This window comes from Aeromonas sp. Marseille-Q7275 (genome assembly GCF_965119515.1).
In genome coordinates this window covers 1-23,095 of sequence record NZ_CBCPLW010000016.1, presented here as the reverse complement: position 1 = coordinate 23,095, position 23,095 = coordinate 1, and the positions used below count along the sequence as shown (strand labels likewise).

The window sequence follows — 23,095 nt, the reverse complement described above, 5'->3', positions numbered from 1 at the left end:
GAGAGCAGGGCATCATTTCGCCTTCGCTAGTGCCTCCCGTCATCAGCGTCGGGAGAGCAGGGCATAATAGAGCAAGGGTATCACCACCAGGGTGAGCAAAGTGGAGACCAGGATCCCGAAAATCAGGCTGATGGCCAGTCCGTTGAAGATGGGATCATCGAGGATAAACAGGGCCCCGATCATCGCCGCCAACGCCGTCAGCATGATGGGTTTGACCCGCACCTGCGCCGCTTCGATCACCGCCTGCTCGAACGCCACCCCGACGCTGCGCTGCTGCTCGATAAAGTCCACCAGCAGGATGCTGTTGCGTACGATGATCCCGGCCAGGGCGATCATCCCGATCATCGAGGTGGCGGTAAACTGAGCCCCCAGCAGGGCGTGGCCCGGCATCACCCCGATGAGGGTGAGCGGAATGGGAGCCATGATGATGAGCGGCACCAGATAGGAGCGGAACTGGGCCACCACCAGCAGGTAGATGAGGATCATCCCCACCCCGTAGGCGATCCCCATGTCGCGGAAGGTCTCGTAGGTAATCTTCCACTCCCCGTCCCACAACAGCGCCACCTCTCCCAATTTATCGGGCTGCTGTACGTAATACTGGGGCAGGTCGATGTCGGCACCGGCGGCAAACATGCCGTAGAGCGGGCTGTCGGTGTGGCCTCCCATGTCGGCCACCACCATCACCATGGGCTGCATGTTCTTGTGCATGATATAGCTGGGGGCCACCTCATCACGGCGACTCACCAGCTCGGAGACCCGCACCAACTGGCCGCTCTGGCTGCGCACCTTGAGGGCCAGTACGCCCGCCAGATCCCGTTTGTCACCGGGGGCCAGTTCGATGCGGATCGGCACCGGATACTTGGCGCCGTGCCCCTGCAGCCAGCTGGCATCCTGATAACCCACCCCGCCATTGAGGGTGTTCACAAGGTCGCCGAGATCGACCCCGAGCAGGGCCGCCTTGCTGCGATCCACCACCAGCCGCCACTTGGGCTGCGGGTCGGTCAGATAGATATCCACGTCCACCAAATCCTCGGTGGCCACTAAGCGGGCCTGTACGGCGCGCGCCGTCGCTTCGCGGGCAGCAGGCGTCGGGCCATAGATTTCGGCAACTATGGGTGACCAGACCGGCGGGCCGGGCGGCACCTCAACGACTTTCAGGTTGCCCCCTGCCGCACTGGCGATGGCCTGCAGCGGCGCCCGTACCGACTGGGCAATCTGGTGGCTGCTGCGATGGCGCTCATGCTTGTCCACCAGATTGACCTGAATATCCCCCACGTTGGCGCCGCTGCGGATGAAGTAGTGGCGCACCAGCCCGTTGAAGTTGATGGGGGCGGCGGTGCCGGCGTAGACCTGGTAATCCTTCACCTCGGGCACCTTGGCCAGTTCCCGCCCGACCGTCAGCAGGGTGCGCTCGGTCTGCTCCAGGGTCGCCCCCTCCGGCATATCGAGCACCAGCTGGAATTCCGACTTGTTGTCGAAGGGGAGCATCTTGAGCACCACCCACTGCACCACCGGCATGGCGGTAGCCGCCCCGACCAGCAGCAACACCGCCAGCCAGAGTTTGCGTCTGGCGCGCTTGGCACCGTCACCGATCAGGAAAGGGGTCATCAGCCGATGAAAAAGGCCAGTCTTGGCCTCGCCATGAGCAGCATGTACGTTCCCCTTAAGCAAATGGTTCGCCAGCCAGGGGGAGAAGATAAAGGCCACCAGCAGGGAGATAAGCATTCCCATGCTGGCATTGATGGGGATGGGGCTCATGTAGGGGCCCATCAGGCCACTGACAAAGGCCATCGGCAGCAGGGCCGCGATCACGGTCAGGGTCGCCAGTATGGTCGGCCCCCCCACCTCGTCCACTGCCCCCGGAATAAGCGCCTTGAGCGCCCCCTTGCCCAGGCTGCGATGGCGGTGGATGTTCTCCACCACGACTATGGCGTCATCCACCAGAATGCCGATGGAGAAGATCAGCGCAAACAGCGACACCCGGTTGAGGGTAAAGCCCCAGGCCCAGCTGGCAAACAGGGTCAGTGCCAGGGTGATGACGATGGCAACGCCCACCACCAGCGCCTCGCGCCAGCCCATGCTTACCAGTACCAGCAAAACTACCGCCGTGGTGGCAAAAATCAGCTTGCCGATGAGGGTGTTGGATTTGGTCTCGGCGGTGACGCCGTAGTCCCGGGTCACCGTTACCTCGACCCCAGCCGGGATGAGCCGGTTCTGCAAACTCTCGACCCGCGCCTCCACCCGCTTGGCCACCTCCACCGCGTTCTGGCCCGGCTGCTTGCCGATGGCCAGCGTCACCGCCGGATAGCTCTGCTCCCCCTGCCCCATCCAGCTGCGCTGTACCGGGGTCTCCTCCCCCAGCGACACACTAGCCACATCACCGAGGTAGACTGGCTTGCCGTCATGCAGCCCCACCACCAGCTCGCGGGCCTCCTGCTCGCTTTGCAGGAACTGCCCCACTTGCACCTTGATCTCCCGGTTGTCCTGCACCACGGCCTGCTCGCTACCCACCTGATTGGCGACGGCAAGCCGCTGGTTCAGCTCGCTCCAGCTGATGCCATGGGCGCTCAAGGCCGCCGGATCCGGCATCACCCGCAGCACGGCACGCTGGCTTCCCAGGCTGTAGATATCGCGGGTGCCGGGCAGTCGCTTGAGCTCGGTCTCCAGCTCATGGGCAACCCGGGTCAGCTCGGGGGCGCCCAGTTGCTTGCTCCAGAGCGTGAGGCTGACGATGGGGACATCATCGATCCCCCGGGGTTTCACCAGCGGCTGACCGACTCCGATCCCCTGTGGCAGCCAGTCGCGGTGGGAGTCGAGCTGGTTGTTGAGATCGACGATGGCCTGCTCGCGGCTCACCCCCACCTTGAACACCACCACCAGCAAGGCGCCATCGGGTTGGGAGAAGGAGTAGAGGGTATCAATTCCCTTTATCTGGGAGACCACCTGCTCGGCAGGAGTGGTGACGAGGGACTCCACCTCCGCCGGCGTGGCCCCCGGGAAGGGAATGTAGACATCGGCGAAGGTGACATCGATCTGCGGCTCCTCCTCCTTGGGGGTCACCAGTACAGCAAACAGGCCGAGCAACAGCCCCACCAGCGCCAACAGCGGGGTGATGGTCGAGCCCTGAAACAGCGCAGCCAGCCGACCGGCAGGCCCCAGCCTCTCCTTGTTGCCGTTCAGCTCGCTACTCATGGGCCACCTCCTGCTGCAGCGCCCAGGCATCGGGGGCCAGCTTGTCACCGGCTTGCAGCCCGGCCAGGATCTCGCACTGCCCCGCCAAGCAGTGGCCAACCCTCACCGGCGTCAGGACCCAGCCAGCGGGCTGCTGCAGATAGACGCCGTTGAACTCCCCTTGCCGCAGCAGGGCGCGATCCGGCACCTGCAACACCTGACGCTCACCCTGTTTGAGCTGCACCTTGAGCCACATGCCGGGCAATACCCCGGCAGTTTGCGGCGGCAGGTCGAGGCGCAACCTGAAGGCGTGGCTCTGGCTGTCGGCATAGTTGAAGCGGGTCAGTTTGGCAGGGGTAACGGTCTTGCCATCGGGCAGCAGCACCTGCACATCCGCAGGTTGACCGGCGAGGGCGAGCGCGGATTGGGGCAATTCCACCTCCACTCGCAATTCGTCAAGGGAGAAGCCGGAGAGCAGCGGCGTACCGGGGGCCACCGTCTCCCCCAGCTCCACCAGCCTCTTGGTCACCACACCGGCGTAGGGGGCCAGAATGCGGGTATAACCGTAGGCCTCGCGGGCCTGAGTGAGGGCCGCATCGGCCGCATTCACCTCGGCGCGGGCGGCGCGATCGGAGGCCTCGGCATTATCAAGCTGGGCACGGGTGATCACCCCCTTGGCAATCAGCGCCTGAAAACGGGCGAGCTGGCGCTCTGCCTCCACCTGCTGGGCCTGCGCCCGGGCCAGCCGCGCCTCGGCCCCCGTGACGGCGGCAAACTGCTCTTTGCCGCTGATCTCCAGCAACGGTTGCCCCGCCACCACCTCATCGTTCACATCCACCAGCATGCGGGAGACCCGGCCGCTGGTCTGGGCCGCCACAGTTCCCTGATGGATGGCGCTGACGGTACCATCCAGGGTCAGCCAGTCGGTCACCGGCTGTGGCGCCACTGTTAACAAGGGCTCTGTCTGCGGGGCCACCGGCTCCCCTGCTGCGGCCAGGGCCTGGGTGGATGTCATGGCCTGCGATGTCATCACCAGCAAGGTGATCCCCAGCAACCGGATCTTTTCCATCATCACTCTCCTTCCCTGGCGTCATCAGTCACTTCACGGGATCAGGTGGTATGGGGCTGGCGAGCCTTGTTCCGTGCGTGAACCAGCACCCGGTCGACCAGCAAGATCCCGGCCACCATGGCCGCTATAAACAACATTATCATGGGCTGCCCGCTGGAAATCAGACTCAAGGCTGGCCCAGGGCAGATGCCCGCCAGCCCCCAGCCGATGCCAAACAGCGCGGCCCCGCCGATCAGGCGGCGATCCAGCCTGGGGGGGGGGACGGCGACGATGGGCTCCCCCAGCAGACTCAGGCGGCGGGGTTTCACCAGCAGGAAGTAACCCGGCATAAAGACCAGCAGGGCGCCCCCCATCACGAAGGCGAGGCTGGGATCCCAGGCCCCCGCCAGATCGAGAAAGGCGATGACCCGGGCCGGGTCCACCATGCCGGAGATGGCCATCCCCATCCCAAACAGCAAACCCGCGAGCAAACTTGTCAGCAATCTCATGGCAATCAACCTGTCAGAAGAGGTGGTGGGTCAGAAAGACGGTGATGACACCGGCCGCCATAAAGGTCAGGGTGGCGACGATGGAGCGCAGGGAGAGCCGCCCCATGCCGCAGATGCCGTGGCCGCTGGTGCAGCCATTGCCAAGGCGGGTACCGATGCCCACCAGCAGACCGGCTAGCAGCACCAGCGGCCAACCGGGCAGGGTGGTAAAGGCTGGCATGCTGGCCCAACCCAGGGTCAGCGCCAACCAGGCGCCTGCGCCCAGCCCCAGCAGAAACAGCACCTGCCAGCGCGCCCGGTGTTGCAGCGCACCGGCCAGAATGCCGCTGATCCCGGCAACCCGGCCGTTGAACAACATCAGGATCAGGGCCGACAGCCCCACCAGCATGCCGCCGCCCAAAGAGAGCAGCCATTGGCTTTCCATCATCAAGATTCCTTATTTTCTGAGTGACAAAAATGGGTTTGCAGCGCCGCCAGCACATCGGCGGCCGCCTCGCTCACCAGCGAGTAGTAGATCTGCTGGGAGACCTTGCGCGAGCGGATAAGGCCCTGGCGCTTCAATACCGAAAGTTGCTGGGAGAAGGCCGACTGCCCGAGTTGGCTGTGGGCCAGCAGCTCCCCGACCCCCTTCTCCCCCTCCACCAGCTGGCAGAGCACCATCAGGCGTTCGGGATGAGCCAACGCCTTGAGCAGGGAGGCGGCGGCCGTCGCGTGTCTGTTCATCTCGTCGAATGGGCTCATAAGCATAAATTAGCAATTGCTGATATTTGGTCTATTGTATAAATCAACACTAAATTAGCAACTACTAAATAACCAGAGCAAGGAGAGAGACATGACAGTCGATAACGGAGTCAGAGTGGTCGCGGGCTGCATCTTGCTGCTGTCGCTGCTGCTCACCGCCTGGGTCCACCCGGGCTTCGTCTGGCTGAGCGTCTTTGTCGGGGTCAACCTGATCCAGAGTGCGTTCACCGGCTTCTGCCCCGCCGCCATGATCCTGAGGCGCCTGGGCATGAAATAGCCCAGACCGGACGCTAAAAACGAGGGAGCTCTGGCTCCCTCATGGGAAAACCTCATTTTGTTTCAATATGTTGCTGCCGGGGGCCCAGGGTTTACCCCGGCAGCCGTATCGGCTACCATGTCGCCTCTAATCAATAGCGGAGACCGTCGGTGGGCAACTCATCAAGTGACAGATCCACGCCGACTCCTGTCGTCGGCACCCTGGTCGCGAGCTAGCCGCAGAGTCCCTCTGCCGCAACTCGCAGCCCTGCGAGAAGCGGAAATCCACTCCCCTCTTCTCTTTATACACTTGACGTCGGGTGACTCCTGGCCAATGGCCATGGGCGCCTTGCCTGCATAGTTTCTGCTTCCCACAAGGAGGCTGCTATGCGTTTGATATCAACCCAGTCTGTATCGACTCACCCCCTGCTGAACAAGCTGGGCCTTGGCATGTTGCCGCGCTGGCTGCGGGGCAAACGGCGCCAGCACCACTACCGGCTGCAGATCCGCTGCGAGGATCGCGCCGATCTGGAGCAGGTGCTGGAGATGGTGAACCACACCCTGCAGCCGGCCGGGCTGCACCCAATGCAGTCCATGACACCGGGCCGCAGCGGCGGGCGTGAGCTGGTACTCAACCTCCAGTGCACCCCGCCCCAGCGCCGCTATCTGGTGCAGTTTGTCCATCAGGTCGGGGCAGCCCACCCGGTTCGCTGGGAACTGCGCCCTCGCGGTGGCGATCCCGGGCGCACCTGACAACACCATACTGTGTTAACCAGAGTTCAGGGGGCTGGCCATGCTGGCCCCCTGAACTCTGGGGCGCGCTCTCTGCCCTATGGGGATGCACAGGGGACGCCCCGCACGCCGTGTTTCATTTTTTGCTGGCCAGCAGCGCAATCATCGCCGGGCTCTTCCGCCCTCTTGTGCGGCGTTTCATCATGGATTGCGTGCAGCCATCGCTCATCAGAAGGAGTACCCCATGAGAATGTGGCAACAATTTGATCTGCTTGCCCTGATCGACACCCTGGCCAGCCTGCTGCTCGCATTCGTGCTCGGCAGCCTGGTCGGGCTGGAGCGCCAGTACCGCCAGCGCACCGCCGGCCTTCGCACCAACGTGCTGGTCGCCGTGGGGGCGGCCCTGTTTGTCAACCTGGCCCAGCGCATCTATGACCTGCACGGCGGCAGCTATGGGGTGGTGCACGTGGTGGCCTATATCGTCTCCGGCATCGGCTTTCTCGGCGCCGGTGTCATCATGCGCGAATCGGGCAACATCCGCGGCATCAACACAGCCGCCACCCTCTGGGGCGTGGCGGCGGTGGGGGCGGCCAGCGGCGCCGGCTTCGCCATGGAGGCCATCCTCGGCGCCCTGTTCGTGCTGGCAGCCAACACCCTGCTGCGCCCCCTGGTCAATCAGATCAACCGTCATCCGGTGGACAATACCGACACCGAGGTGACCTACCGCGTCACGGCGCTCATCCGCCGCACTCACCAGAAAGAGGTGCTGCCCTGGCTGGAGCAGAAGCTGGAGCAGGCCAACTACCCCCTGAGCGAGCTGGATATAGAGCCCTTCGGGGAGCAGGACATCGAGATCTCGGCCGTGCTGCTCGCCACCTCCATCGATGGCGACGAGCTGGACGCCCTGATGAAGACCTTGGGGGAACATCCCCGCATCAAGCAGATCTTCTGGCGCGCCAGCACCACGGACTGAGCCCGCAGCCCACAGCAAAAAGCCCCGCCAGCAATGGCGGGGCTTTTTCATATGAGACCTGATGGATGACTAGCGGCGACTGCGCCAGCGCACCCTGGGGGGGATCACCTGGGCGGTCTGCGCAGGCGGCGTGCCCGCAATCAACTGCTGCATCAGCTCGAAGGCGGCTCGGGCCAGGGCCGGACAATCCTGCGCCACGGAGTCGATGCGCATGGGAATGCAGTCGAGCAGATCGTGATCGTCGAAGGTGCACAGGCGCATGCCTGTCTCCATCAGCCCCGCCTCGTTGAGGTAGCGCAGCACCCCTTCCAGCAGGGTGAAGGAGGCGGTGAAGAGCCCGCGGGGCGGCGCCTCCAGCTCGGCCACCAGCTCCGCCATCAGCTGATAACCCGAGCTCGGCTGATAGTCGCGATGGCGCACCCGGGCGGGATCCGCCTCCAGCCCGGCGCGGTGCAGACCCAGCTCATAGCCCGCCAGCCGGTGGCGGCTTGGGGAGAGATCCAGCAGGCCGCCGAAGTAGTAGATCTCGGCGTCGCACTCGATCGCCATGTCCCGCACCAGCTCGGCGGTGGCCTTGCAGGCGTCCGAGATCACCATGGGCAGGCGCGACTCGCCGATGTGGCGGTCGAGCTGCACCACCGGCAGGCGGTCGTGAATGCGGGCATAGATGTCGTCGCTGTGGCCGCTGGAGGCGACGATGAGGCCGTCCACCTGGCGGCTGATGAGGTTGTCCACCACCCGCTGCTCCAGGGTGGGATCATCTTCTGAACAGGCGATCAGCAGCTGGATCCCCGCCTCCCGGCAGTGGGCCTCGAGGGCGCGCGCTATGCTGGCAAACCCGAAGTTGGTGAGATCGGGGATCACCAGCCCCCAGGTGTAGCTGCGGCTCTCGCGCAGGGAGCGGGCATGAAAGCTCGGCTGGTAGTGGCACTCGTCCGCCACCGCCTGGATCCGCTTGCGGGTATCGTCGGCAATCCTGTACTCCGCACTCTTGCCGTTGAGCACCAGACTGGCGGTGGCCTTGGAGACCCCCGCGAGCTCGGCTATCTGGGCAATCGTGATCCGTTTCTTCTTCTCCACCTGACCTCCCGGCACACTGAGACCGGGCTATTGTACTAGGCAGGCCGCCAGCGGCCAGTGATCGAAGCAAATTTTGCTGCCATCACCATCGCAACGTGCGGAAAGTACTGGGTTTTCACCGGGGAAGTAGCGGGTAGACAGGGTCTGGCGGCCGCCGTCCACGAAACACTCCAGGCTGGATCTGTCGCACAGGACGGTGATCTTGCCTCCAAGCCAGGGGCAGCATCGCTCCTCCCAGGCCCCGCTCTGCCAGTTCTGGCGGCGCAAGATGAGATGCCCCGGCTGCCAGCGCAGCTCGACCAGGGTGCCGAACCAGAGGCTCCCCTCCCCGCACAGATCCAGTTCGAGCCAGGCCGAATCGATGGCAAGGCCAGGCAGCTCGTCCACAGCCCCCTCGAAGCGGGTCTGCTCCCCCTTCAATGCCGCCAGCTCCGCCACCGGGCGCTGGCAGAGCCACTCATCCTGCCAGAACAGCTCCCGCGGGCAGCTCATCTGGTGCAGCCAGCCATAGGGGATGGTGGGCTGGCTCATCTCGTTCTCCTCCGGCAATCCCAGCCAGCCGAACAAGAGGCGCCGCCCCTGGCGGTCCTGGGTGGTTTGCGGTGCATAGAATTCGAAGCCCCGGTCCAGCTCGTGGAAGGCGCCGTGAACGAAACGCTCGCCGTCGAAGGCGCCCGCCAGCCAGCCGCACTGGTAGAGATTGCGATAATCGTCCCCCACCGGGGCAATCCCCTGTGGGCAGCAGATCAGCACATGGCGGTCCCCTATCGGGAAGAGATCCGGACACTCCCACATATAGCCAAAGTCCCCCAGCCCCCCGCGCCCGCTGCCGGCGATAGGGCCCACCAGCGTCCAGGCATCTAGCGCGTCGCCGCGATAGAGCAGCACTTCCCCCTTGTCATCCAGGGTGCGGGCTCCCAGCACCATCAGCCACTGCTGGCCGTCGTGCCACACCTTGGGGTCTCGCACATGGCCGCTGTAGCCTTGGGGCAGATCCAGCACGGGGCCCAGCTTGGCAAAACCGCCCTCACCATCGGCGCGGGCCAGACACTGATAGGCGGTGCGGCTGCCATCCGGGTATTTGACGTTGCCGGTGTAGACGAGGGTCAGGCGCCCCTGCTCGTCGCTCACCGCCGAGCCCGAATAGCAGCCGTGGCTCTCATAGGCCTCGGTGGGCAGGAGCGCCACCGGCTCGTGCTGCCAGTGCAGCAGATCGGTGGAGGTGACGTGCCCCCAGCCCTTGTTGCGATGCTCGCAGCCGAGCGGGTTCCACTGGTAGAAGAGGTGGTAGCGCCCGCCGTGTTCGATAAAGCCGTTCGGGTCGTTGAGCAGCCCCACCGGGGCTGCCAGGTGCCAGCGGGGCCGATGGGGATCGGCCGCCGCCTTGAGCTGTCCGGCCAGCAGGGACCGGACAACCTGGTTGAGGAGATAGGCGTCCTTCATCACTCCACCTTGTACTTGAGCAGGTAGGAGGCGGCGAAGGCGGCACCGAAGGCGATCACCAGCCCGATGACATAGTGGATGAGGCTCATGGGCTGGACGATGGCCATGCCCGGGATCCCGGTCAGCCCCACCGCCGTCATCCCCACCTTGGCCGCCACCACGTAGGCGCCGCCGCAGGCACCGCCGAACAGACCGGCCAGGAAGGGCTTGATGTAGCGCAGATTGACGCCAAAGATCGCCGCCTCCGTGATGCCGAGCAGGCAGGACATGGCGGCTGGCACCGTAATCGCCTTGATCTTCACATCCCGGGTCTTGAAGTAGACCGCCAGACAAGCACCACCCTGGGCCACGTTGGCCATGGCCCAGATGGGCAGCAGGAAGTTGACCCCGATCTGCGGGTTGGTCAGCAGCCCCGCCTCGATGGCGTGGAAGCTGTGGTGGATGCCGGTGATGACGATAAGCGAATAGGTGCCGCCAAACACCAGACCCGCCAGCCAGCCTGCCTGCTCATAGAGGGCGCTCAGGCCGAACGAGATGCCATCCCCCAGCACCCGACCCGCCGGGCCGATAAACAGCAGCGCCACGAAGCCGGTGATGATAACGGTCAAGAAGGGGGTGAGGATGAGATCCAGGGCGTCCGGAATGCGCCTTCTCAGCTGTTTCTCCAGGTGGGACATGAACCAGACCGCCAGCAGCACCGGGAAGACGGTGCCCTGATAGCCGATCATGGCGACATCCAGCCCGAAGAAGTCCATGGTCTTGAAGCCACCGGCCACGCCCCAGGCGTTGGTCAGCGCCGGGTGGGTGAGAATGCCCCCGAGGGTCGCCCCGAGGTAGGGGTTGCCGCCAAACTCCCGCGCCGCCGTGAAGCCGATCAGGATCGGCAAAATGATAAAGGCCGCCGAGCTGAACATGTCGAGCATCACGAACAGCGCGCTGTCGGCATTGACCCAGCCGTAGGTGCGCACCATGCCGAGCAGCCCCATCAGCAGGCCGGACGCGACTATGGCCGGAATGATGGGCACGAAGATGTTGGAGAGGGTCCGCGCCAGGCGCTGGGCCACATTGAGCTTGGCCGTCGCCATGTCGGTCAGCTCCGCCTTGCTGGCGGTGCCTGTGCCGGTCAGCGCCACGAACTCCGCATAGACCTTGTTGACCAGGCCGGTGCCGAAAATGACCTGAATTTGGCCCGCGTTGCTGAAGCACCCCTTGACCCCGTCCAGCTTGTCGATGGCGGCCTTGTTCACCTTGTTGTCGTCCGCCAGCACCAGCCGCAGCCGGGTGGCGCAGTGGGCGGCGCTGACGATGTTCTCCTTGCCCCCGAGCAGGGGCACCAGATCCTTGGCTATCGCACTGATATTCATAATCTTCCTCTTATGACCCGCCAGCTGGCGGGCCCTTGTCACATGAGAGTAGGGGCTGTCGACCCGGGCTTCTAGCCGCAGATCAACGGCCGCTTGCGCCCGATCGCAAAAATTCATCCAGCTGGGTGCGGGTCGGCAGCGCCGTCATGGCCCCCTTGGCGGTGGTGGCGAGCGCCCCGCAGCCGTGGGCCTGGGCCAGGATGGCGGGCAGCTCGGCCAGCGTCGGCAGCGAGGAGCGCCCGGCCAGCGCCGCCAGGAGACCGGCGACGAAGGCATCCCCCGCCCCCGTGGTGTCGATGGGCGTCACTTTGGGCCCCACCCACTCCAGCCGCTCGCCACCCAAACGGGCCACCACACCGGCAGCCCCCCGGGTCACCAGCACCAGCGCCGGCCCCGCTATGGTAGCAAGCCCCGCGGCGAGATCGTCCAGGCCGCTCAGCAGTTGCAGCTCCTCCACCGAGAGCTTGACCACATCCGCCTGCCCAATGGCCTGACGTACCAGCGGCAGCATCTCGGCCGGGTTGCCCCACACCTCGGGCCTCAGGTTCGGGTCGAAGCAGACCCGCCCCCCGGCCGCCTTGATGGTCGCCATGGCCTGCAGGCAGCTGCCGCGCACCGGTTCATTGGCGAGCGCGATGGAGCAGGTGAGCAGCCACTGCCCGGCCTGGAAGACCGGCAGATCGGCGGGGCTCAGGAACTGATCGGCACTGGGGCGCACCATAAAGGTGAAGCTGCGCTCCCCCTCTTCATCCAGTTCCACCAGCACTGTGCTGGTGCGATGGGCCGGATCCTGGTTCAGGTGGCGAATGTCGACGCCCTCCCTTGTCAGGGTTTCGGCCATAAAGCGACCGAAGGGATCCGCGCCGACCCGGCCGATAAAGGCCGATTCACCGCCGAGCCGGGCAACGCCCACCGCCACGTTGGCGGGCGCACCGCCCGGACACTTGAGGTAGTGCTCCTTCCCTTCCGGGATCAAGTCCACCACCGCATCCCCCATTACCCACACACGATTCCCCACCTTGCTACTCCACTGCTGCACAGGATTTGCCAGAGCCGGGCCCTGATCTCTTGGTCCGCATTATCAGCTAAACCGTTTTAGCCAACCAACAGATCCCGGCACCTGCTGCCATTTTTGTGATCGGGATAACGAACTAGAACCAGGTTTCCATCTGCACGCCAAAGTTCCACTCGCCACCGGCGGTGAAATCGCTCTGGCCCATGGCATCTGTGCTGGCGTAGTTGTCGAGCTCGGAGGACCAGTCCATCCAGGTGGCGAATACCCGCAGTTCGGGCCGCTCGAAGAAGCCGGCGGTCTGCGCCTTGAAGGTGGGGGCGAAGGTGAGCTTGGTGAAGTTGCCGCTCACCGCCTGACGCCCCTTGTAGCCCTGGGGATCCAAGTCCATGTACTGCCAGGCGGCCTCGTAGACCAGTTCCACGTTCTGGCTCAGCACCTGGGCCACCCGGGTGTTGAGGGTCAGCCACTGGTATTCATCCCCTTTCACGTAGCGATCCTGGCTCTGCTCCGCCAGCAGGGCCGGGGCGACACGCCAGCGCGGGTTGAGATCGGTGGCGCCAAACACGGCGACCCGCACCGCGTCGGCATCCGGCAGCAGCTCGCTGTCGGAGCCCAGTCCCTTGAGCTCGGCCCCCAGGCCATGGCCGTAGAGCACGGCGGCCTTGGAGAAGCCGGGGTTGATGCCAAAGAAGCTGTCCGCGTGGTAGGCCACCAGGGTGTGCGCCCCCTTGTCCGCCGCCTCGCTGCCAACGCCGCCGTCGTTGATGCGCGCCTCGTTGTCCTTGGCCGAGAGGCCGTTCAGCATCCACTGCCAGTTGCCGAACCTGTTGTTCATGGTGAGGATGTAGCTCTCTATGTCCGACAGGCCGCTGGCGCTGATGTCGCCGTAGTCGCGCCCGTAGAGGGAGAAGTTCGCCTTCCAGCTGTCGGCCAGCTGCACGTCGTAGACGCCGCCGCCGGTCCCGGCCAGGAAGACCACGTCGGAGTCGAGCCAGTGGATGTCGAAGTTGTCCCGATCGAAGCGCTTGCCCGCCCAGAGCACCGAGTGCTGGAAGGGGCCGCTGAAGCTCGCCAGGTCACCGATCTCGGCAAACACCTGGCGGGTGTTGAGGCTGGAATCGCTGGCGGTCCAGTCGTTGCTGGTCTCCACCCCGTCCGCCAGCATCAGCTTGTAGCGGGCCCAGCTGCCATCGTCGAAGGTCTGGGTCTTCAGCAGGTTGGCCTCCATGTAGGTGTCATCCTCGTTGCCAAGGCGACCCACGGCCCCGCCCACAGAGCCGGCCGGGGTGATGTAGGGGCCGCCGCGCCCACCGTTGCCGTTGCCGTTGACCAGAAGGCCGGAGCGGGCGTAGCCGTGGAACTCGAAGCCCTGGGCCCCGGCGGTCTGCTTGTCCACCTTCTCGCTCTGGGCCTTGGCCACCACGGCTGTCTCCCTGGCCTCACTCGCCTTGCTCTGGGCCTCATCTGCCCGCGCTTCGGCGGCGGCGGCGCGGGACTCTGCCGCCTGCACCCGTGCCTCCAGCGCCGCCAGCCTGGCTTCGATACCGCCATCCACCGCCCACAGCGGGCTGCTCATCCCCAATCCCAGCGCCACCGCCAGCGCCAACTTGCTCTTGAACATCGTCATCTTCCTCACCTGTCATCTGCCGCCCGTCCGGGCGCTGTTGTTATGGACGAGCAGAGGATAGCTAAACCGCTTTAGCTAACTCAATACGCCAGCTAAACCGTTTCAGCCACTTGTGATCAGAGTAACGTTTGCACAGGGAAAACCGCCGGGAGTTGTGAGGAGGATCCCTCATCGGGATCCACTCAATAGGGGGGATCCGGGGCAAATGGCAGGCAAAAAGAAAGCCGGCACTGAAGGCCGGCTTGGGTCACGCGAGTCGCGGTTACTTGGTCAGGTCGTCGAAGAAGCGTTTCACCCCTTCGAAGAAGCCTTCGGATTTCGGCTTGTGAGTCTTGGCGGCGGCACCGCTGAAGGACTCGTCCAGCTGGCGCAGCAGATCTTTCTGGGTCTCGGTCAGCTTGACCGGGGTCTCGATCACCACCTTGCACATCAGATCCCCGACCTGGCCGGAGCGCACGGACTTGACGCCCTTGCCCCGCAGGCGGAACAGCTTGCCGGTCTGGGTTTCCGCCGTGACCTTGAGCTTGACCCGGCCATCCAGGGTCGGTACTTCGATCTCGCCACCCAGGGCCGCTGCGGTGAAGCTGATGGGCACCTCGCAGTAGAGATCGTTGCCGTCACGGACGAAGATCTCGTGCTCCTTGACGTGCACCTGTACGTAGAGATCCCCGGCCGGTGCGCCGGCCTCCCCCGCTTCCCCTTCGCCGGAGAGGCGGATGCGATCCCCGGTGTCGACGCCCGCCGGGATCTTCACCGACAGTGTCTTGGTCTTCTGGTAGCGACCCTCGCCATGGCACTTGCGGCAGGGATCCTTGATGATCTTGCCGCGACCATGACAGTGGGGGCAGGCCTGCTGCACCGCGAAGAAGCCCTGGCGCATCTGCACCTGACCGGAGCCGTGACAGGTCGGGCAGGTATGGGCCTGGCTGCCGGTGTGGGCACCGGACCCGTTGCAGACCTCGCAATGGACCTGGGTCGGGATCTTGATCTCCTTGGAGACCCCGCGCACCGCCTCTTCCAGGGTCAGCTCCATGTTGTAGCGCAGATCGGAGCCACGGGCCGGGCCGCGACGACCACCACCACGACCACCGAAGATGTCACCAAACACATCGCCGAAGATGTCACCGAAATCGGCACCACCGCCGAAGCCGCCGTGGCCGCCGCCCTGGCTCTGATCCACGCCGGCATGACCGTACTGGTCATAGCGGGCACGCAGGTTCTCGTCGGTCAGGACCTCGTAGGCTTCCTTGACCTCTTTGAACTTCTCTTCCGATGCGGCATCACCCTGATTGCGATCCGGGTGATACTTCATCGCCAGACGCTTGTACGCCTTCTTGATCTCGCGCTCGTCGGCACCTTTCGATACCCCGAGCACTTCGTAGAAATCGCGCTTCGACATACTCATCCTGTTCTACTTGAGCCGTTATGCAGACGGGCGTTGGTTACCCAACGCCCGTAAATTCATTGACGAATCTGCTCACACTCTTACTACGAGGCCGTGATCAAGGCTCATGTGCTGCTCGGAATCCTCATGTATTCACATACACTCCGGTTCCTGCGCTGCTCTTTACCTTGCTGACGGCCTCTCGCGACAGACCGCGAACAGATTCTGAGCCGATGGGCAGAGTCTGCTCTGCCCATCTGGGTTGGGCTTACTTCTTGTCGTCTTTCACTTCTTCGAACTCGGCGTCGACCACGTCGTCGTCAGCCTTGGCGGAAGAAGAGGAGTGACCGGCCTCGGCACCGGCGCCTTGCGCCTGAGCCTGCTGCTGGGCAATCTCCATCAGCTTCTGGGACGCTTCCATCAGGGCCTGTTGCTTGGCTTCGATGGCAGCCTTGTCGTCACCCTTGATGACGGCTTCCAGCTCGGACAGTGCAGTCTCGATCTTGGCCTTGTCATCGCTTGGCAGGGCTTCACCGGCTTCGGTCACCTGCTTGCGTACCGAGTGGACCAGACCGTCAGCCTGGTTGCGGGTCTGCACCAGCTCTTCGAACTTCTTGTCTTCCGCCGCGTTGGCTTCCGCCTCGCGTACCATGCGTTCGATCTCTTCATCAGACAGACCAGAGGAGGCCTGGATGGTGATCTTCTGCTCCTTGTTGGTCTCCTTGTCTTTCGCGGAGACGTGCAGGATGCCGTTGGCGTCGATGTCGAAGGTCACTTCGATCTGCGGCAGACCGCGCGGTGCCGGACGGATGCCTTCCAGGTTGAACTGGCCCAGGGACTTGTTGTCGCTGGCGCGCTTGCGCTCACCCTGTAGCACGTGAATGGTCACGGCAGACTGGTTGTCTTCGGCAGTGGAGAACACCTGGGACTTCTTGGTCGGAATGGTGGTGTTCTTCTCGATCAGCGCAGTCATCACGCTGCCCATGGTCTCGATACCCAGCGACAGCGGGGTCACGTCCAGCAGCAGTACGTCGGTCTTGTCACCGGACAGTACGGCACCCTGGATGGCGGCACCCATGGCCACGGCTTCGTCCGGGTTGACGTCTTTGCGCGGCTCTTTGCCAAAGAAGTCGGCAACGGTCTTCTGAACCAGCGGCATACGGGTCTGACCGCCCACCAGGATGACGTCGTCGATTTCGCCGACTGCCAGACCGGAGTCTTTCAGGGCGACACGGACCGGCTCCAGGGAGTCTTTCACCATGTCTTCCACCAGGGATTCCAGCTTGGCGCGAGTCACCTTGATGTTCATGTGCTTCGGACCTGTGGCATCTGCAGTGATGTACGGCAGGTTCACGTCGGTCTGCTGGGCGGAAGAGAGCTCGATCTTGGCCTTCTCGGCGGCATCTTTCAGACGCTGCAGAGCCAGCTGGTCGTTGCGCAGGTCGATGCCCTGCTCGCGCTTGAACTCTTCAACCAGGTAGTTGATGACGCGGTTGTCGAAGTCTTCACCACCCAGGTGGGTGTTACCGTTGGTCGCCAGCACTTCGAAGGTGGTTTCGCCTTCCACTTCGTCGATCTCGATGATGGAGATGTCGAAGGTACCGCCGCCTAAGTCATACACGGCAACCTTGCGCTCGCCCTTGACCTTGTTCACGCCATAGGCGAAGGCCGCAGCGGTCGGTTCGTTGATGATGCGTTTTACATCCAGACCGGCGATGCGACCGGCATCCTTGGTGGCCTGACGCTGGGCGTCGTTGAAGTAGGCCGGTACTGTGATGACGGCTTCGGTCACCGGCTCGCCCAGGTAATCCTCGGCGGTCTTCTTCATCTTCTTCAGCACTTCGGCAGAGATCTGCGGCGGTGCCATCTTCTTGCCTTTGACTTCTACCCAGGCGTCACCGTTGTCAGCCTTGGCGATGGCGTACGGCATGATCTTCAGATCGCGCTGTACTTCTTCATCTTCGAAACGACGGCCAATCAGACGCTTGATGGCGAACAGCGTGTTCTTCGGGTTGGTGATGGCTTGGCGCTTGGCCGGCTGACCAACCAGGATTTCGCCGTCATCGGCATAGGCAATGATGGACGGAGTAGTACGGTCGCCTTCCGCGTTCTCGATCACGCGAGCATGGTCGCCATCCAGAATAGCAACGCAGGAGTTGGTAGTACCCAGGTCAATACCGATGATTTTACCCATTTGACGAATCTCCAAATACTTTGAATAAACTGGCGAGGGGCTCGCCTTAAATACGTTAACGGCTAGGTGGGGCCTGACACTGTGGCTTTCAAGCACCCGACATCAAATTCTTTCCGTGTCACCTAAATTTCCATGCCACTGAAATCAGATGCCGCCGTGGCCTTGCCACCTATATGGGGTCTCAAGCCGACGCTTCAAGCCCTGACCTTAAAAAACCGCGCATTCTTGCCACTTGAGCGCAAGAGTGCTTGCCAAATGGCGCCATTGCATATTCTGATGGCGCCGCTACCAATAAAAAGCCCGCCGAGCGGCGGGCTCAGCACAGGGACGGGACTCAGGCCGGGGCCTTGGAGACCATCACCATGGCCGGACGGATCACCCGACCGTTGAGTTCATAGCCCTTCTGCATCACGGCGATGACGGTGTTGGGCGCCAGCTCGGCGTTCTCTATCATGCTCATGGCCTGATGGGCGTTGGGGTCGAACGGCTGGTTCTGCGGATCCAGGGCGACCAGGCCAAACTTGGCCACCGAGCTCTGCATGGATTTGAGGGTCAGCTCGACCCCTTCGATCATCGGCTTGAGCGCCTCGCTCTCCTTGTCGGCCAGCTCGATGGCGCGCTCCAGGTTGTCCAGCACCGGCAAGAGCTCGGCGGCGAACTTCTCCAGCGCGAACTTGTGGGCCTTCTCCACGTCCTGGGCGGCACGACGACGCAGGTTTTCCATCTCGGCAACGGCACGCACGGCGCGCTCGCGCTCTTCCAGGGAGGCCTGCTGGGCCGCTTCCAGTTGGGCCTCCAGCTCGGCAATGCGGGCCTGCTCGGTTGTCACTTCACTGTCTACATCGGTCGGCTCGACTGGCTGGACTTCCACTTGCTCCATCGCTTCAACCTTTTGTTCTTCGTGGCTCATGACATCTCCAATATTCAGGGTTGCTTATGAGGGGCTGCTGACGTTCAGACAAGCGACACGCGTCAGCGGACCCTGTGTTGGCGCTATTATGGGGACGCAGCCCCGGCTTTCAAGGGGAAAAGGGCATATCAGGCACAATGCCTGCCGCCAGCCGGCCAGCTTGCCACTTTTCGGGGCCGATTGCGCCAAGGGGCATGGAGACAGACAAATCCCCGGCAAAGCGCGGTATACTCCCCGCAAGACCTCCCCAGACCCGATAACCTATGGATTCTCCGTTCAAAACCGTTGCCCTCATCGGCAAGCCCCATCATGAAGGGGCCAACCAGACCCTCAGCGGCCTGTATCAATACCTGAGTACCCGCGGTTTTCGGGTGCTGCTGGAGAGCCGGGTCGCCCAGACCTTGGGGATCCTGGGTGACAACGTGATGGATCTGGTGCAGCTCGGCGAGCAGGCGGATCTCGCCATCGTCGTCGGCGGTGACGGCAACATGCTAGGGGCCGCCCGGGTGCTGTCCCGGTTCGATGTGGCGGTGATAGGGGTGAACCGGGGCAACCTCGGCTTCCTGACCGATCTCTCGCCCCAGGACTACCTGCTGCCCCTGGAGCAGGTGCTCTCCGGCCACTTCAAGAGCGAGCACCGCTTCCTGCTGGAGGCCGCCGTCTATCGCCACGGCGAGCGCAAGTCGAGCAACCTGGCGGTCAACGAGGCGGTGCTGCACCCGGGCAAGATAGCCCACATGATCGAGTTCGAGGTCTATATCGATGGCAGCTTCATGTACAGCCAGCGCTCGGACGGCATCATAGTGGCCACCCCCACCGGCTCCACCGCCTACTCGCTATCGGCGGGGGGCGCCATCCTCACCCCCAAGCTCAACGCCATCACGCTGGTGCCGATGTTCCCGCACACCCTGAGCAGCCGTCCCATCGTGCTGGACGCGGACAGCGAGGTGCGGCTGCTGGTCTCCCCCGACAATCAGGATGACGCCATGCAGGTGAGCTGCGACGGTCAGGTGACTCTGGCGGTCCACCCGGGGGACGAGATCCTCATCAAGAAGAGCCAGCACAAGCTGCACCTGGTGCATCCACTGGATTACAGCTACTTCCACGTGCTGCGCAACAAGCTCGGCTGGGGCAGCAAGCTGTTCTAGCAAGCGGGCCCGGGCCGACGCGAGCCTGAAGGCGAGGGCCTAGCCCTCGCCCCCCTCAACCAGCCGAAGCGGTCCGGGTTCGAGCTGCAGATGCACGCCATTTCTCCCCGCTGCCTTGACCCTGTACATGGCCTCGTCGGCCTTCGTCAGCAAGTGCGCCAACCCTGTCTCTGCACAGGCGCAGACGCCCCCCACACTGACCGTCACCCCCTCGCACGGCGGGCAGGCTCCCTGACGGGAGCCCGTCTCTATCTGGCGGCGGATCCGGTCGCAGATGTCATGGGCCATCTGGCCGTTCACCCCTCCCATGATGAGGGCGAACTCCTCGCCACCTATGCGCCCCACCAGATCATCCTTGCGCGCCTCGGCCACCAGCACCCTGGCCACGTAGCGGATCACCTCGTCACCGCAGCCGTGGCCAAATCGGTCATTGACGCGCTTGAAATGGTCTATGTCGAGCACCACCACGCAGCGCATCTGCCCCGGCAACGCCCGCTCCCCCAGCCTGAACAGGCCGCGCCGGTTGAGCACCCCGGTGAGGGGATCCCGCTCCGAGAGGGCCAGCAGCGCCTGCTCCGCCTCCACATAGGCCACCAGGGGCAGCAGCAGTACCGAGCCTATGGTCAGCACCATGTGCATGAAGAAGATGCCATCGAGCAGCCCGTCTCCGTTGCCCATGCGACTATCAGGCCCCAGCAAGAGCAGCAGCCCCTGGCTCAGCAGTATGGTGAAATGGAGCAGATAAATGGCAGCAACGGCATGGAGCACCCGCTTCTGGTGCCGGCTGAGGGAGACGATGAGACAAGCACACCAGAGGTAGACCACCGACTCCATCAGGGCCAGCACAATGCGCACCTCGAAGCGGCTCGACAGCCCCAGATAGGCAAGCAGCAACAGGACAACCCCTCCCCACAGGGGACGGGGGCGCCAGGACCGGCCATAGAGGGCATAAAAGCCGGCCAGCAACAGCAATATGCTCGTGAGGGAGACCAGGCCACCGACCCTGATCCCCAGGGCCGGATGACCACTCCCTATTCCCAGACTGAGCAGCAGGATGGAGAGTGAGAAGAGGAAGGCCGACAGGGACCAGAACAGGAAGTTGCGCCGACCCGGCTTCAAGAAGTGGATGAACAACATGAGCAGTGCCGACATCAGATTGATTGCCAGGGAGATCAACAGCAGGGTCGGGGTGTGGATCATCTGGACGCATCCTTGGTGTGAGGCACGGTGGCCTGCCCTTGAACCTGAGCCATGCCTGTCTCGAGTGTGTCTCAGCTACCCCGACTCCACAAGTTCACCGCCGCGACAAGACCCCATAAAGGTGAACGAATACAGGCTCATCGCGCGACTGCCCCCAGGCTCATATCCTCCATGGGATGCCATGGCGGCTCAGCGCCTCTCCCAGTGCAGCCTCCTCGAACAGCCCCTCATCCCTTGCCCGGCAAAAAATCCCGTCACACACACTTTACTGTATATAAGACCAGTATATACTGGATGCATACACAGTAATGTTGACCCATACAGGATGAGACCATGCTGACCCAGCTGACCGTCAACAACTTCGCCATCGTCAAGTTTCTCGAACTCGATCTGCAATCCGGCATGACCTGCATCACAGGGGAGACGGGGGCAGGCAAATCCATTGCCATCGACGCCCTCGGCCTCTGCCTCGGCGAGCGGGCCGAAGCCAGCATGGTGCGGCCGGGCAGCGACAAGACGGAAGTCAGTGCCCGTTTCCTGTTGGACGGCAACCCCGCCGCCCGCGCCTGGCTCGCCACCAACGAGCTGGAGAACGACGGTGAGTGCATCGTTCGGCGGGTGCTCTCCGCCGAGGGCCGCTCGCGCAGCTACATCAACGGCGTCCCCGTCCCCCTGGTGCAGCTCAAGAGCCTGGGTCAGTTGCTGGTCAACGTTCACGGCCAGCACGCGCATCAGCTGCTGCTCAAACCCGACTATCAGCTCGCCCTGCTGGACGGCTATGCCGGTCACCACCTGCTGCTCGATGAGGTGCGCCAGCACTATCAGCAGTGGCGTCAGCTGCAGAACGAGCTCAACCGTCTCAAGGCCGAACAGCAGCAGCGGGAGGCCCGCCGCCAGCTCATCGAGTATCAGGTGCAGGAGCTGGACGAGTTCGCCCTGCAACCCGGGGAGTTTGAGGCCATCGAAGAGGAGCACCAGCGTCTCGCCAACGGCACCGAGCTGATGCAGGAGTGCGGCTATTGCCTCGACCTGCTCTATGACAATGAGGAGACCACCATAGCCGGCCTGCTGCAGGTGGCGGTGGACAGAGCCGAGACCCTGGTCGGCATGGACAGCCGCCTTGGCAACGTGCTCGACATGCTGAATGAAGCCCTGATCGGTGTGCAGGAGAGCCACAGCGAGCTGCGCAGCTATCTGGATCTGCTGGAGCTGGATCCCGAGCGTTTCAACGAGCTGGAGGCCCGCCTCTCCAAGGCGATCAACCTGGCCCGCAAGCACCACGTCAAACCCGCCGAGCTGGCCCAGTTCCACCAGGATCTGGCCAGCGATCTCGCCCGCCTCCACTCCGATGAGGAGCGGTTGGAGGGGATGGAGGATGAACTGGCCGAGGCCCGTCAGGCCTTTGTCCAGGCGGCAGAGGTGCTCAGCCAGAGCCGTCAGCGCTATGCCCAGGAGCTGGCCACCCAGGTGACCGCCAGCATGCACGAACTGGCGATGCCCGATGGCCGCTTCGCCATCGAGGTGCGCCCCGACGCCCAGAGCAGCCTCTCCCCCCTTGGTATCGATCGGGTGGAGTTCATGGTCACCACCAACCCCGGGCAGCCCATACAGCCGCTGGGCAAGGTGGCCTCCGGCGGCGAGCTGTCGCGCATCAGTCTCGCCCTGGTGGTGATCAGTGCCCGCAAGATCTCCACCCCCACCCTGATTTTCGACGAGGTGGACGTGGGGATCAGCGGCCCGACGGCAGCCGTGGTGGGCCGCCTGCTGCGTCAGCTCGGCGAATCCACCCAGGTGATGGTGGTCACTCACCTGCCCCAGGTGGCCGGCAAGGGTCACCAGCACATGGTGGTCAGCAAGCACACGGACGGCAAGACCACGGAGACCCAGATGCAGGCGCTCAACCAGGGGGCCCGCCTCAACGAGCTGGCCCGTCTGCTGGGGGGGGATCAGATCACCGACAACACCCTGGCCAATGCCCGCGAGCTGCTTGCCTCCTGAGGGCGGTGCGGCAAGCCATCGACGCCGCTCGCCGCCTCTGGGGCGGCGAGTCATCCAGCCTTCGTCGACATGAGCGGGAGTGAGTCATCAACCTTCCGAGGCCAGCCCTAAACGGCATGTCATCCACCTTCATGGTGACCTGACCGGAAGGAGAGCCACCAAGCGGCCGGTACGGGGGTAGTGATCAACCTCCCCGGTTGCCTGTCCAACGCGGCGGATCTTGGCCCTAGGTACGATCTGCCCGAGGCTCCGAGTCATCGCCCCCGGCAATCTGCCAGGGGGCGGCGGGCACCGGCACTAGCA

At 63.8% G+C, this 23,095-nt stretch carries 19 protein-coding genes; 5 read left to right on the top strand and 14 right to left on the bottom strand.

Annotation, left to right across the window (positions count from 1 at the left end; all coding sequences use genetic code 11):
• Positions 1-42: 42 nt before the first annotated feature.
• Genes ACWPWQ_RS15155 through ACWPWQ_RS15135 form a run of 5 tightly spaced genes read right to left on the bottom strand, consistent with a single transcriptional unit; the run spans position 43 to position 5,469 of the window.
• Entirely contained in the window at positions 43-3,192 is a 3,150-nt protein-coding gene (locus tag ACWPWQ_RS15155) for an efflux RND transporter permease subunit (RefSeq protein WP_454010163.1), read from the bottom strand.
• Positions 3,185-4,240, bottom strand: a complete 1,056-nt coding sequence (locus ACWPWQ_RS15150; RefSeq protein WP_454010208.1) for an efflux RND transporter periplasmic adaptor subunit — start codon at positions 4,238-4,240, stop codon at positions 3,185-3,187. The genes ACWPWQ_RS15155 and ACWPWQ_RS15150 overlap by 8 nt, the downstream gene beginning before the upstream one ends.
• 41 nt (positions 4,241-4,281) lie before the next feature.
• Positions 4,282-4,728, bottom strand: coding sequence for a DUF6691 family protein (locus tag ACWPWQ_RS15145; RefSeq protein WP_454010162.1), 447 nt, complete (start codon positions 4,726-4,728; stop codon positions 4,282-4,284).
• A 13-nt stretch (positions 4,729-4,741) separates the two neighbouring features.
• Complete coding sequence (locus ACWPWQ_RS15140) at positions 4,742-5,155, bottom strand: YeeE/YedE family protein (protein WP_454010161.1); 414 nt, start codon at positions 5,153-5,155, stop codon at positions 4,742-4,744.
• Positions 5,155-5,469, bottom strand: a complete 315-nt coding sequence (locus ACWPWQ_RS15135; RefSeq protein WP_454010160.1) for an ArsR/SmtB family transcription factor — start codon at positions 5,467-5,469, stop codon at positions 5,155-5,157. The genes ACWPWQ_RS15140 and ACWPWQ_RS15135 overlap by 1 nt, the downstream gene beginning before the upstream one ends.
• 91 nt (positions 5,470-5,560) lie before the next feature.
• Here ACWPWQ_RS15135 and ACWPWQ_RS15130 point away from each other — a divergent pair, with 91 nt between their 5' ends.
• The 3 genes from ACWPWQ_RS15130 (at position 5,561) to ACWPWQ_RS15120 (ending at position 7,429) form a co-directional block, all read left to right on the top strand.
• Complete coding sequence (locus tag ACWPWQ_RS15130; RefSeq protein ID WP_163154076.1) at positions 5,561-5,746, top strand: YgaP family membrane protein; 186 nt, start codon at positions 5,561-5,563, stop codon at positions 5,744-5,746.
• Between the two features lie 365 nt (positions 5,747-6,111).
• Positions 6,112-6,477, top strand: coding sequence for a hypothetical protein (locus tag ACWPWQ_RS15125; RefSeq protein WP_247625899.1), 366 nt, complete (start codon positions 6,112-6,114; stop codon positions 6,475-6,477).
• Between the two features lie 223 nt (positions 6,478-6,700).
• The gene (locus tag ACWPWQ_RS15120; protein ID WP_139436338.1) at positions 6,701-7,429 is read left to right on the top strand and encodes an MgtC/SapB family protein; all 729 of its coding nucleotides are present in this window, start codon (positions 6,701-6,703) and stop codon (positions 7,427-7,429) included.
• Between the two features lie 69 nt (positions 7,430-7,498).
• Here ACWPWQ_RS15120 and ACWPWQ_RS15115 read toward each other — a convergent pair whose 3' ends face one another.
• From ACWPWQ_RS15115 to grpE, 8 genes are all read right to left on the bottom strand, one after another.
• Complete coding sequence (locus tag ACWPWQ_RS15115; RefSeq protein WP_454010159.1) at positions 7,499-8,509, bottom strand: substrate-binding domain-containing protein; 1,011 nt, start codon at positions 8,507-8,509, stop codon at positions 7,499-7,501.
• A gap of 27 nt (positions 8,510-8,536) precedes the next feature.
• Positions 8,537-9,952, bottom strand: a complete 1,416-nt coding sequence (locus ACWPWQ_RS15110) for a glycoside hydrolase family 32 protein (protein ID WP_454010158.1) — start codon at positions 9,950-9,952, stop codon at positions 8,537-8,539.
• Entirely contained in the window at positions 9,952-11,316 is a 1,365-nt protein-coding gene (locus ACWPWQ_RS15105) for a sucrose-specific PTS transporter subunit IIBC (RefSeq protein WP_454010157.1), read from the bottom strand. The genes ACWPWQ_RS15110 and ACWPWQ_RS15105 overlap by 1 nt, the downstream gene beginning before the upstream one ends.
• Before the next feature lie 82 nt (positions 11,317-11,398).
• Entirely contained in the window at positions 11,399-12,313 is a 915-nt protein-coding gene (locus ACWPWQ_RS15100) for an aminoimidazole riboside kinase (protein WP_454010207.1), read from the bottom strand.
• Between the two features lie 154 nt (positions 12,314-12,467).
• Positions 12,468-13,958 (bottom strand): carbohydrate porin, encoded by a 1,491-nt coding sequence (locus tag ACWPWQ_RS15095; protein ID WP_454010156.1) that lies wholly within the window; start codon positions 13,956-13,958, stop codon positions 12,468-12,470.
• Between the two features lie 262 nt (positions 13,959-14,220).
• Entirely contained in the window at positions 14,221-15,357 is a 1,137-nt protein-coding gene (gene dnaJ, locus ACWPWQ_RS15090; protein WP_139436326.1) for a molecular chaperone DnaJ, read from the bottom strand.
• Between the two features lie 253 nt (positions 15,358-15,610).
• Entirely contained in the window at positions 15,611-17,536 is a 1,926-nt protein-coding gene (gene dnaK / locus ACWPWQ_RS15085; RefSeq protein ID WP_139436324.1) for a molecular chaperone DnaK, read from the bottom strand.
• A 334-nt stretch (positions 17,537-17,870) separates the two neighbouring features.
• Positions 17,871-18,446 (bottom strand): nucleotide exchange factor GrpE, encoded by a 576-nt coding sequence (gene grpE / locus ACWPWQ_RS15080; protein WP_139751143.1) that lies wholly within the window; start codon positions 18,444-18,446, stop codon positions 17,871-17,873.
• A gap of 263 nt (positions 18,447-18,709) precedes the next feature.
• Here grpE and nadK point away from each other — a divergent pair, with 263 nt between their 5' ends.
• Positions 18,710-19,594, top strand: coding sequence for an NAD(+) kinase (nadK, locus tag ACWPWQ_RS15075; protein ID WP_005332581.1), 885 nt, complete (start codon positions 18,710-18,712; stop codon positions 19,592-19,594).
• 39 nt (positions 19,595-19,633) lie between these two features.
• Here the strand turns inward: nadK and ACWPWQ_RS15070 are convergent, their stop codons facing one another.
• Positions 19,634-20,794 (bottom strand): diguanylate cyclase, encoded by a 1,161-nt coding sequence (locus ACWPWQ_RS15070; RefSeq protein ID WP_454010155.1) that lies wholly within the window; start codon positions 20,792-20,794, stop codon positions 19,634-19,636.
• Between the two features lie 333 nt (positions 20,795-21,127).
• On the opposite strand from ACWPWQ_RS15070, the gene recN reads away from it, so the two are divergent.
• On the top strand, positions 21,128-22,792 hold the full coding sequence (recN, locus tag ACWPWQ_RS15065) for a DNA repair protein RecN (protein ID WP_454010154.1): 1,665 nt from the start codon (positions 21,128-21,130) through the stop codon (positions 22,790-22,792).
• Positions 22,793-23,095: the final 303 nt, after the last annotated feature.